Origin of the sequence: Streptomyces solicavernae (genome assembly GCF_029968095.1) — a bacterium.
In the GTDB taxonomy this organism is placed as follows: Bacteria; Actinomycetota; Actinomycetes; order Streptomycetales; family Streptomycetaceae; genus Streptomyces; species Streptomyces solicavernae.
In genome coordinates this window covers 20,916-30,726 of sequence record NZ_JASCIR010000047.1, presented here as the reverse complement: position 1 = coordinate 30,726, position 9,811 = coordinate 20,916, and the positions used below count along the sequence as shown (strand labels likewise).

The 9,811-nt window shown below is 69.9% G+C and carries 12 protein-coding genes; 4 read left to right on the top strand and 8 right to left on the bottom strand.

Going from position 1 to position 9,811, the window contains the following annotated elements; all coding sequences use genetic code 11:
* Positions 1–208 precede the first annotated feature (208 nt).
* From QIS99_RS30055 to QIS99_RS30045, 3 genes are all read right to left on the bottom strand, one after another.
* Entirely contained in the window at positions 209–1,201 is a 993-nt protein-coding gene (locus QIS99_RS30055) for an aldo/keto reductase (protein ID WP_282516889.1), read from the bottom strand.
* A gap of 152 nt (positions 1,202–1,353) precedes the next feature.
* The gene (locus QIS99_RS30050) at positions 1,354–2,289 is read right to left on the bottom strand and encodes an NAD-dependent epimerase/dehydratase family protein (protein ID WP_282516888.1); all 936 of its coding nucleotides are present in this window, start codon (positions 2,287–2,289) and stop codon (positions 1,354–1,356) included.
* 149 nt (positions 2,290–2,438) lie between these two features.
* On the bottom strand, positions 2,439–3,458 hold the full coding sequence (locus tag QIS99_RS30045; RefSeq protein WP_282516887.1) for a ScbA/BarX family gamma-butyrolactone biosynthesis protein: 1,020 nt from the start codon (positions 3,456–3,458) through the stop codon (positions 2,439–2,441).
* Between the two features lie 335 nt (positions 3,459–3,793).
* On the opposite strand from QIS99_RS30045, the gene QIS99_RS30040 reads away from it, so the two are divergent.
* Both QIS99_RS30040 and QIS99_RS30035 read left to right on the top strand, forming a co-directional pair.
* On the top strand, positions 3,794–4,579 hold the full coding sequence (locus tag QIS99_RS30040; protein WP_282516886.1) for a response regulator transcription factor: 786 nt from the start codon (positions 3,794–3,796) through the stop codon (positions 4,577–4,579).
* 193 nt (positions 4,580–4,772) lie between these two features.
* Positions 4,773–5,480: a ScbR family autoregulator-binding transcription factor gene (locus QIS99_RS30035; protein WP_282516884.1), complete on the top strand. Its 708-nt coding sequence runs from the start codon at positions 4,773–4,775 to the stop codon at positions 5,478–5,480.
* Here the strand turns inward: QIS99_RS30035 and QIS99_RS30030 are convergent.
* Complete coding sequence (locus QIS99_RS30030) at positions 5,471–6,103, bottom strand: TetR/AcrR family transcriptional regulator (protein ID WP_282516883.1); 633 nt, start codon at positions 6,101–6,103, stop codon at positions 5,471–5,473. The two genes, QIS99_RS30035 and QIS99_RS30030, sit on opposite strands and share 10 nt — an antisense overlap.
* Before the next feature lie 465 nt (positions 6,104–6,568).
* Between QIS99_RS30030 and QIS99_RS30025 the strand changes: the two genes are divergently transcribed.
* Positions 6,569–7,213 carry a vitamin K epoxide reductase family protein gene (locus tag QIS99_RS30025; protein WP_282516882.1) on the top strand — a complete coding sequence of 215 codons (645 nt, stop codon included), beginning with the start codon at positions 6,569–6,571 and terminating at the stop codon, positions 7,211–7,213.
* 93 nt (positions 7,214–7,306) lie between these two features.
* Here QIS99_RS30025 and QIS99_RS30020 read toward each other — a convergent pair whose 3' ends face one another.
* Together QIS99_RS30020 and QIS99_RS30015 are read right to left on the bottom strand one after the other, a co-directional pair.
* The gene (locus tag QIS99_RS30020; RefSeq protein ID WP_282516881.1) at positions 7,307–7,564 is read right to left on the bottom strand and encodes a hypothetical protein; all 258 of its coding nucleotides are present in this window, start codon (positions 7,562–7,564) and stop codon (positions 7,307–7,309) included.
* Between the two features lie 148 nt (positions 7,565–7,712).
* Positions 7,713–8,099 carry a rodlin gene (locus tag QIS99_RS30015; protein WP_282516880.1) on the bottom strand — a complete coding sequence of 129 codons (387 nt, stop codon included), beginning with the start codon at positions 8,097–8,099 and terminating at the stop codon, positions 7,713–7,715.
* A gap of 281 nt (positions 8,100–8,380) precedes the next feature.
* Here QIS99_RS30015 and QIS99_RS30010 point away from each other — a divergent pair, with 281 nt between their 5' ends.
* Positions 8,381–8,620 carry a chaplin gene (locus tag QIS99_RS30010; protein WP_282516879.1) on the top strand — a complete coding sequence of 80 codons (240 nt, stop codon included), beginning with the start codon at positions 8,381–8,383 and terminating at the stop codon, positions 8,618–8,620.
* Between the two features lie 198 nt (positions 8,621–8,818).
* Here the strand turns inward: QIS99_RS30010 and QIS99_RS30005 are convergent, their stop codons facing one another.
* Both QIS99_RS30005 and QIS99_RS30000 read right to left on the bottom strand, forming a co-directional pair.
* Positions 8,819–9,088, bottom strand: a complete 270-nt coding sequence (locus tag QIS99_RS30005) for a hypothetical protein (protein WP_282516878.1) — start codon at positions 9,086–9,088, stop codon at positions 8,819–8,821.
* A 475-nt stretch (positions 9,089–9,563) separates the two neighbouring features.
* A complete protein-coding gene (locus QIS99_RS30000; protein WP_282516876.1) occupies positions 9,564–9,794 on the bottom strand; it encodes a chaplin in 231 nt (76 codons plus the stop codon).
* Between the last annotated feature and the right edge of the window lie 17 nt (positions 9,795–9,811).

Here is a 9,811-nt window from a genome sequence, read left to right as displayed (position 1 = left end):
CCTCACTTCTGCTGAGCGTACGAATACTTCCGGCCAGCGTCCCGATCCCGTACTTCAGCGATCAAGACAGGTCCTTACAAGAGTTGGTGAAGCCAGTTGGTGAAGCCAGTTGGTAGAGCCAGTTGGTGAAGCCAGTTGGTGAAGCGCGCCTCCCCGCGGTCGCCGGACCGCTCACCGGCACGGCGACCGCGGGGAGACAGCGCCGAGGTCACCAGGCGTACGCCTCCGGGGCGGGCTTGGCCCCGTTCGGCCCGGGCGGCGGGAACAGCTCGTCCAGCTTGGCCAGCGTCTCCTCGTCCAGGGTGATCTCCAGCGCGCGCAGCGAGTTGTCGAGCTGCTCGGGCGTACGCGGCCCGGTGATCGGCCCGGTCACACCGTCCTGCGCGAGCAGCCACGCGAGTCCGACGTGCGCCGGGTCCTCCCCGAGGTCGGCGCAGAGCTTCTCGTACGCCGCGATGGTGTCGCCGTGCTGGGCGAGCACGGGCACCGAACGGCCCGTGCTGCCGCGCGAGGAGCCCCCTTCGCGCTGCTTGCGCAGCACGCCGCCCAGCACACCGCCGTGCAGGGGGCCCCAGGGGATCAGGCCGAGCCCGTAGTGACGGGCGGCCGGGAGCACCTCAAGCTCGACCCAGCGCGTCATCAGGTTGTACATCGACTGCTCGCTGACCAGGCCGAGGAAGTGCTGCGAGCGCGCCGCCTCCTGGGCCTGCGCGATGTGCCAGCCCGCGAAGTTGGACGAGCCGAAGTAGAGCACCTTGCCCTGCTGCCGGAGGACGCTGAACGCCTCCCAGACCTCTTCCCACGGCGCGTTCCGGTCGACGTGGTGCATCTGGTACACGTCGATGTGGTCGGTCCCCAGCCGCTTGAGGGATGCCTCGCAGGCGCGGCGGATGTTCAGGGCGGAGAGGAAGCCCTCGTTGGGCCAACTGCCCGTCGGGATATAGACCTTGGTGGCCAGGACGGTCTTGTCCCGCCGGCCGTTGCCCGCGGCGAACCACCTGCCCATGATCTCTTCGGTGGAGGTCTCCCCCGGCCGTGTGCCGTACACGTTGGCCGTGTCGAAGAAGTTGATGCCACGCTCATGCGCACGGTCCATGATCGTGTGGCTGTCCGCCTCGGAGGTCTGGCTTCCGAAGTTCATCGTGCCGAGCACGAGCCGGGACACCGTGAGCCCGCTTCGGCCGAGGTGGGTGTACTGCATGGGTGAACCCTTCGTTCGCTGTCGTTGCTGTTGTCGTTGCTGTTGTCGTTGCTGCTGTGGTTGCTTGCAGTCGTTGCTTGCAGTCGCTGTCGCTGTCGCTGTCGCTGTCGCTGTCGCAAGGCTGTTGCCGATCCGGCCTGCGGAATCAGGTCTCAGGCCGCCACCCGGTCCGCGTACCACTCGCGCATCCTCGGGAAGTCCAAGTCCTGGGCCGGACCCGGGACTTGGCGCCCCGTGTCCGCCCAGACCGTCTCGCTGCCGAACCAGTGATCGGTGGCCAGCATGTCCAGTGCGCCCGGTGCGGCCCGGTCCTCGCGCAGGCGGGCCCGGGCCCCGGCGAGCGAGACCCGCGGCCAGGCCGGGCCGGCGCCCGTGCCGTCGGCGACCGCCCGCAGCAGCTCCGACGCACGGACCGGAGCGGGATAGGCGGCGTGGTACGCGGGCGCCGAAAGCCGCTCTCGTGGCGCGAGCCCCACCGCAACGAGAAGTGCGGCCAGTTCGGTCACGGAGATGACCGAGAGCCTGGCGTCCCAGTCCGCCGCCGCGCCGTCGAGTGCGCGCAGCAGCCGCAGGAGTCCGGGGACGACCCACTGGTCGCCGGGCCCGTACACGAGATACGGACGCAGTACGAATCCTCCGGCCGCCCCCACGATGTCCTCGGCCGCGGCCCGTGACCGTGAGGTCGGTGAGGCCGGTCTGCGCTCGATCTCCTCGGGGCGGGCGCCGCGGAAGACACCCCGGCCGTACACGGAGGCGGTGCTGAGGTACACGATGCGGGACACTCCGGCACGCCGGGCCTCCGCGACGAGGGCGGCGGTCCCACGGGCGTTGACGAGGTCGTTGGCCTCGGGCGCTCCGCCGATCTGCGAGGCGCAGTGCAGCAGTACGTCGACTCCGTCGCACACGCCGCGCAGGGAGTCCGGGGCCATGAGGTCGCCCCGCACGTGCCGCACCGCGGTCCGGCCGCCCGGCCGGGGCGGGATGCGGCGGTGGGACATCAGGGTGAGCGCCGCGCCGTGGCGGGCGGCTTCGGCGGCTGCGTGCCGGCCCACGAAACCGGCCGCACCAGCGATCATGACGGTCTGCACCAGGCACCTTCCAGCTCCGGGACGTGCGCGCCCTCCGGGGACGTGCACGCTCTGTGGGGACATGCGCGCTCCGTGAGGACATGTGCCTTCTGTGGGGACGTGCGCGCTCTGTGAGGACATGTGCGACGAGGAGGCGTCGACGGCCCGCCTCAACGGGTCGGCGTGGTCAGCGTGATGCCGGCGGTGAAGAGGCTCCGGCCGCCCTGGACCCCGGTGATCTGCACGGGCGTCTCACCGGCGGCGGACGCGCCCGTGACCGCCTCGACGCGGCAGGGCGCGTCGAGTTCGGCGTAGTTCGTGAAGGTGCTGCTGAGTCCGGTGATGAGCGCGTCGGGCCGGCCCGTCGCCGCGTACGCGGACTGCCGGGCCGCCTCCAGGAGCACCATTCCCGGGACGTGGTCGACAGGGTGGTCGAAGAAGATCGGGTGGGTGCTGTCGATGCGCAGCCCCCAAGAGCCGCGGCCGGCGGCGGCGCCCCCGTCGTCGGTGAGCACCACGTGTTCGGCGCCGCTGCGGCCGACCGTCGCCGGGTCGAGCGGGGCGCCGGCCGCCCGGTCGGCGCCGGTGGGCCGGCCCTTGCGCAGCCGTCTGTAGACGTTGGGGGCGATGCAGGTGAAGGCCGCCGATGCGGTGGCCAGGGGCACTCCGGCGACCTCCACCCGGACCTCGTAACGCATCCCGGTGAGGTTCCCGCCGCGGCGCGTCACCTCCCGGCAGCACGTGTGCAGCTCGACCTCGGTGGGCGTCGGCGTCGCGCGGAAGAGGTCCGGCACGGCGGTGAACGAGAGGTCCCGCAGCAGGAACTGGTGGCCGAACGGCACCCCGTACTCGGCGTGGGCCAGCAGCGCGCCGATCTGGCGGACCGACTCGATCAGGAGCATCGGGTCCTGGTAGCCGCCGGCCTGGGCGAAGAGGCAGTGCCCCCGGGGCCACTGGGCCCTGACCACGAAGGCGTCCGGCTCCTCCTCGCGCTCCTGGACCGCCGTCCAGCCGGTGAGCAGGACCTCCGCGACGGCCGCGCGGTGGACGAACTCGCGCGGCACCGTGGTGGTGAACGCCGGGCTGCCGGGGGCGGTCGGCAGGGTGATGCCAGGGGTTCCGATCGAGCTTCGGCTGTGCACCTCGACGTTCCCACTTGGCTCGTGCACTGCGAAGGCATGTGTCTGCATGCGTGCCACTCCTGAGCTGATCTGGGCAGGGAAGGGCACCCCGGACATCGGCGTCTCCCCCTGGGCCGGATGATCGGACGCCATAAGTACAGACAGGTCTGTCCGAATAAAGCAAGTAAAGCTTTGACCACAGGGCCGCGTCCTGGGTTTACCTGAATGACTTGCGCCCCACGCTGGCACCGAAAAACGGAAGGCCAGCGCCCACATGACGCCCCGACAGGTCACGCGCAACCCCTGCCCTTGGCGCTTACAATCAGACAAGTCTGTTTGGTATCTTCGGGCATCATCCTGCTCAGCCAGTCCGCGATGCCATGCCTGTCATCCAGGAGAGTCACATGAACCAGCAGGCCATCGATCCACTCCCGCGCATGGAAAAGCGCCACCCGACGAAGCCCCTGCCGCAGCACGCCCTGGCCCACCTGCACCGCACCGCCGCCGACGCCGCGACGGAGCACAAGACCCTGCGCATCCTGATCGTCGAGAACGAGACAGCCGCAGCCGACGCCCTCGCCCAGGGCCTGATACGCCAGGGCCACCGCACCGAACTCGCCGACACCGGCGGCGAAGCCCTGACCGTCCACCACCGCGCCGACCTGATCCTGCTCGACCTCGACCTGCCCGACCTGGACGGCCTTGAGGTCTGCCGCGGCATCCGCGCGGTCAGCGACACCCCGATCATCACGGTCACCGCCCGCGGCAGCGAGCTCGACCGCGTGCTCGGCCTCCAGGCCGGCTCGGACGACTACCTGGTGAAGCCGTACGGATTCCGGGAACTCCTCGCCCGCATCGAGGCGGTGATGCGGCGCTCCGGCCCGCGCACGGAGAAGGCCCGGACGATCTCCCACGGCCCCCTGCACATCGACGCCACCACCCGCGAAGTCACCCTGGACGGCACGCCGGTGGGGCTCACCCGCAAGGAGTTCGACCTGCTGCACCTGCTCGCCACGCACCCCGGGTCCGTCGTGTCGCGCCGCCAGCTGATGGCGCAGATCTGGGACGACACCTGGTCGCGCCGGGGGCGCACGATCGACACGCACGTCAGCAGCCTGCGCAGCAAGCTCGGCTCCAGCAGCTGGGTCATCACGGTCCGCGGCGTCGGCTTCCGCCTCGGGCACCCCTGAGCTTCCGCCTCGGGCACCCCCTGGGCTTCCGCCCCGGCCACCCCTGCCTCGGCCCGCTGAGCGCCGCGCCGGATGCCCTCGATCGCGCCAGAGCCCGCCACAACCGGCCAGGGCGTCGGCATCGACGTACGACACACAGGTGGCCGTCATATGATGCAGACAAGTCGGTTTGGTTGAGTGCGAGGATCGAGACATGGCACGGCAGGAGCGCGGGACCAGGTCCCGCAATTTGATCTTGAAGGCGGCCGCGGAGGTCTTCGACGAGCGGGGCTACGACTCGGCGAGCACCACGCAGATCCTGGAGCGGTCCGGCCTGACCCGGGGGGCGCTGTACCACCACTTCCCGTCCAAGGAAGCCATCGCCGTCGCCCTGCTCACGGCGCACGGGGAGGCCCTTGACCCGCCTGCCCGGTCGACGAAGCTCCAGGCCGTCATCGACATCACCTTCGGCTTCGCCCACCGGCTCCAGCACGATCCGGTGCTGCGCGCCTGCGTCCGCCTGGCCGTGGAGCAGACGTCGTTCCGGAACCCGGCCGCCACCCCGTACCAGCAGTCCGGCGATGCGATCCGGACGCTGCTGGCCGAGGCGCAGGAGCAGGGCGAGATCCTTCCGGGCATCGACCTGACGGAGGCCGCGGACATGATCACGGGGACGTTCACCGGCATCCAGGTGATGTCCCGGGTCCAGACCGACCGGAAGGACCTGCCCGAACGCGTCACCATGATGTGGCGGTTCCTGCTGCCGGGGCTCGTCAGCCCCGGCATGATCAGCCATCTACGGCTGACCGACCCCGGACAACCCGACCCTTCGGACACGGCTTCCGGCACGGCTACGGGTACGGGTACGGGTACGGCTTCCGACGCGTCTACGGGCACGACTACCGGCACGGCTCAGGGCTGAGGCGGCTGTGGCAGCACCCGGCCCTCTTCGGCGAACAGGGGCTCGACCATCCCCCAGATCTGCTTCGCCGCACCCGGGCTCCACCAGTAGGGGTCGGCATGACCCAGCGACTCCAGGCCGGCGGTGACGACCACGGCGAGGTCCGCGAGGCGGTCGGCGTCGGCGCCCGCACCGGCGCCCTGACCGGCGCCGCCGTCACCGGCGCCGCCCTTACCGGCGCCCTCGCGAGCGCCCTCAGTCATCCGCTCGCGCAGCCGGGTCAGCGTCAACTCCCGCAGTCGCGGCGGCTCCGCCGTGCCGTCGGCCCCTATCTGGATCCCCGCACGGACCAGTTCCTCCTCAAGCAGGGCGGCGCCGAGCGCGATGCTGAACTCCGCCGGCGCCTCGGCCGGCGGTCCCCCGAACGCCTCGTCGGCGAGTTCGTCGATCCGCACCAGCGCCCGGTCGTACACCTCGGACACCAACTCCGCGACCGAGCCGAAGTGATGGTAGAGCGCGCCTCTGCTCACCCCGGCGGCACGGCAGATGTTCACGAGACCGGCGTCGGCGAACCGACCGTTGGCTATGAGTTCCGCCGCGGCACGGATGAGCACCTGTCGGGTGTGTTCGGGCCGCTTCTCCATTCGGGGTTTCCTGTTTCTTCCTCGCTGCAACCTGCGTACGTGGCACTGCGAGCGGCGCACAAGTACAGGAGCATGGACGGTTACGGGGGTTACATCCGCACTGAAGCATACAACTACGCCTGTTTCTCCTGGCAAGACGCGGAGCGGAACTCGGCTGAAACCCCGTCACTTTCTTGAACTTCCCTGGACTGCTCGAACATCCCGCGAGGCCGCAGCGTTAAGCGGATCCGGCAGAGCGCGGGCAACCAAACAAGTCTGTTTGTTTAATGGCTGAGTCATGTCGCTGCCCCAGCCGCCGAGGAGTCCCGATGCACGGGATTGGGCGCGCGTTACCACACCCCCACCCGCGCCCGGAACCCTGACACCGTCACACATCCGTACGACCCCACCGCACTCACCCCACTCCCCCGCGAACCGTGCAAAATGCGTTCTGCAAGCGCGAAGCCACGTAGGACGGTGCGGCCCATGACACTGACGACGAAGGCGGCCGAGGCCGCGATCCCCCACCCGCACCGGCGCGTGCCGTCTCCCCGGTCCCTGGGCGCGAGCCGGGCGTTGGCGCTCGTCCTGGTGGTCACCGGGGCGGCGGGCGTGCTCGCGGCGTGGGTGATCACGCTGGACAAGTTCAAGCTCCTGGAAGACCCGGACTTCACGCCCGCGTGCAGCCTCAACCCGGTGGTGTCCTGCGGCTCGGTCATGGAGAGCGACCAGGCGGCGGTCTTCGGCTTCCCCAACCCGATGCTCGGCCTGGTCGCGTACGGGATCGTGGTGTGCGTCGGCGTGAGCCTGCTGGCGGGCGCCGCGTTCCCGCGCTGGTACTGGCTGACCCTCAACGCCGGCATGGTCTTCGGCGTCGCCTTCTGCACCTGGCTGATGTACCAGTCGCTGTACAACATCAGCGCCCTGTGCCTGTGGTGCTGCCTCGCCTGGACGGCGACGCTGGTCATGTTCTGGTACGTGACCGGCCACAACGTCCGCCACGAACTGCTCCCGGCGCCCCGCGCCCTGCGCACGTTCTTCGACGAGTTCACCTGGGTGCCGCCGGTCCTGCACACCGGCGTCATCGGCATGCTGGTCCTGACCCGCTGGTGGGACTTCTGGACCGGCTGAGAAGTTCATCCTTACGCATGAAGTGGCGCGGCCCCCCGATCCGCTCGGGGGGCCGCGCCACTTCATGCGCCGCTCGTACGCGTACGAGCAACGTCAGGACGTCAGCAGGTTGGTCACCGGCGCCACCTGGTCGGTGACCCGGCGCAGTTCGTTGAGCTTGCCGAGCTGGCCGGAGACCGACGGGACCTCGTCGCGGTGCTCGGGGGCCACTGCGCTCGTGGCCACGTCGTCGATGGTGCCGTTGACCGACAGCGGCGTCGGGCCTTCGGCGGCAGCGGCCATGGGGGCCGCGAGACCGGTGGCTCCGGCGGCGAGGGCGACGGCGGCGAGAATGCGCTTTGCTTCGATCATGTGCTGCTCAACGAGCACAGGCACAAACAGGACACGCACCCGCCAGGGCGCACACCTACACCTAACCGGCGCGCACCTCCCGGCCCGGGACAGCGGAGAGCCCCGGCGCCGAGGCGCCGGGGCTCTCCGTACCACAACTGCCGTGATGTCAGCTCATGTTGGCCGAGAGCACGTTCTGCAGCAGGTTCGACAGCGGCTCGTCGCCCTTGGCCTGCGTCGAGTTCTCCACGCACTGCTGGTTCTGCGGGTTGGACAGGATCGGGATGTCCTGGACCGCAACCGGAACGACGCCCACGAGGGAGCCGACGTTGGCCTTGGCGGGCAGGCCGACGCACGGCTTGTTGAGCGAGCCCTGGATCAGACCGAGCTGCGGGCTCATCTTGCCGTGGGTGGCGGAGTTGCCGTAGGTCTGCGAAGCGCCGTTGCCGCTCAGCGACGTGGTGTCGTCGTCGGCGAACGCGGAGGGGGCCATCCCAGCGCCCAGGCCCGCCACCGACATGGTGACGGCCGCAGTGGCCATAACCTTCTTGAGCATGTTCCGTCCTTGTGTCGCATGAATGCCCGCGATCGGAGCGCTCTGCCCAACTCGGCATCGCCGCGTTTGGTTCTCCCTCTTCACTCTGATGGCCCTGCCGACTCCTCCGCGGACCACCCCGCTCCACCGGCCGGGGGTCCGCCCCAAGTGCCGTCGGAATCCAGGCCGTTGCTCCAAAAGGGTCAACACGTCGGCGGCCCGTGTCGTCGTAGCCACCGACACGTTTCGATCTACGTGGGCCCGTACTCGGGGCCCGTAAGTCGAATAGAAGGTGCACCCCCATGAAGACTGCCAAGAAGGCCGCCCTGGTCCTGGCCGCCGCCGGGATCGCCGCCGGTGCTTCCGCCGGAAGCGCGTTCGCCGACTCCGACGCCACCGGCGCCGCCACCGGCTCGCCCGGCGTCGGGTCCGGCAACGTCGTCCAGGTCCCGGTCCACGTGCCGGTGAACGCGTGCGGCAACACCGTGAACGTCATCGGCCTGCTGAACCCGGCCTTCGGCAACACCTGCATCAACAACTGACGTTCAGCAGTACCCGCAGTACCCGCAGTACCCGCAGTACCCGCAGTACGACAGCAGGGCGGCGACACCCGACCAGGTGCTCACCGCCCTGCTTTTGCGTACGTACGAGCACGCCTGCGCGCAACGGCGAAGGGTGGTGGCCGCCCTGCCCGGGCGACCACCACCCTTCGCCAACTCCCCCTGATCTGAACGGCGTTACTACCCGAGGCCCGCCGGCAGGCCGCCCAGGAGCGAGGCCGCGCCGCCCGCCACGTCCGTGACCGGCTTCAGCGGGTCGCCGCCCTTGTGGAGGCCCTGCATGGCCTGCAGGTGCTGCGGGTTCAGGCCGCCGGAGAGCGTGTCCGCCACGGCGCCGTTCAGGCTCATCGGCGCCATCTCGGTGGCATGGTCGGCGGCGAGCGCCGGCGCGGCCGTACCGAGTGCCATCACGGAACCGGCGACAGCTGCGGCGGCCTTCGAGTACTTCACTGCGAGTCCTTTCTCGGGGTGCGCTCTCCGGTGACGCGAGCCTTCGCGTCCGGCAGGTGTCCCGTCGACACCAGGCGCCACCTTCGTACTGTTCAACGAGCCCCGCGGCGGCGGGAAACCCCAATTCCGAGGTCGGCCGGGGGAATTCCACGACCGGGCGTATGCGGAAAGGACTTTCGACTCGGCAAACGGGTGAAGGCCCCCGCACGGGAAGGCGGGCATGGTGTGTACTGATGCAGCGGTCCTTCTTGAGCGGTGCGGGCTCCCAGCCGCCGGCGTTCCTCACGCCGTCGAGCCCATCGTGCCCCTTCTTGCGCGGCACGGCGCACCGGAGACTGCAGAACCGTTGGGGGCCCCTCCGGGGCCCCCAACTCGTGTTTCCGGCACCGCTTTTCAGGCCCCGCGAAAACACGGAACGGCCCCGGGGCGACAGGCTCCCGGGGCCGTTCTCGGTACTGCTGCGGCTGCGTGAACGTCAGTTGTTGACGCAGGTGTTGCCGAAGGTGGGGTTCAGCAGACCGATGACGTCGACGGTGTTGCCGCAGGCGTTGACCGGCACGTGCACGGGGACCTGGATCAGGTTGCCCGAGAGCACGCCAGGAGAGTGCGTGGCCGCACCCTGGGCACCGGCGTCGGCCATGGCCGGGGCGGCACTTCCGACGGCGAGCATGGCGCCGGCGACGACGGTCAGAACCTTCTTGTTCATTGTTCCCTTCCCACAGT

Excerpts from the sequence above, each read along its gene's own strand:
- QIS99_RS30055 (WP_282516889.1), bottom strand. The coding sequence starts at position 1,201 with ATGCAGTACACCCACCTCGGCCGAAGCGGGCTCACGGTGTCCCGGCTC.
- QIS99_RS30045 (WP_282516887.1), bottom strand. The coding sequence starts at position 3,458 with ATGCAGACACATGCCTTCGCAGTGCACGAGCCAAGTGGGAACGTCGAG.
- QIS99_RS30040 (WP_282516886.1), top strand. The coding sequence starts at position 3,794 with ATGAACCAGCAGGCCATCGATCCACTCCCGCGCATGGAAAAGCGCCAC.
- QIS99_RS30035 (WP_282516884.1), top strand. The coding sequence starts at position 4,773 with ATGGCACGGCAGGAGCGCGGGACCAGGTCCCGCAATTTGATCTTGAAG.
- QIS99_RS30030 (WP_282516883.1), bottom strand. The coding sequence starts at position 6,103 with ATGGAGAAGCGGCCCGAACACACCCGACAGGTGCTCATCCGTGCCGCG.
- QIS99_RS30025 (WP_282516882.1), top strand. The coding sequence starts at position 6,569 with ATGACACTGACGACGAAGGCGGCCGAGGCCGCGATCCCCCACCCGCAC.
- QIS99_RS30020 (WP_282516881.1), bottom strand. The coding sequence starts at position 7,564 with ATGATCGAAGCAAAGCGCATTCTCGCCGCCGTCGCCCTCGCCGCCGGA.
- QIS99_RS30015 (WP_282516880.1), bottom strand. The coding sequence starts at position 8,099 with ATGCTCAAGAAGGTTATGGCCACTGCGGCCGTCACCATGTCGGTGGCG.
- QIS99_RS30010 (WP_282516879.1), top strand. The coding sequence starts at position 8,381 with ATGAAGACTGCCAAGAAGGCCGCCCTGGTCCTGGCCGCCGCCGGGATC.
- QIS99_RS30000 (WP_282516876.1), bottom strand. The coding sequence starts at position 9,794 with ATGAACAAGAAGGTTCTGACCGTCGTCGCCGGCGCCATGCTCGCCGTC.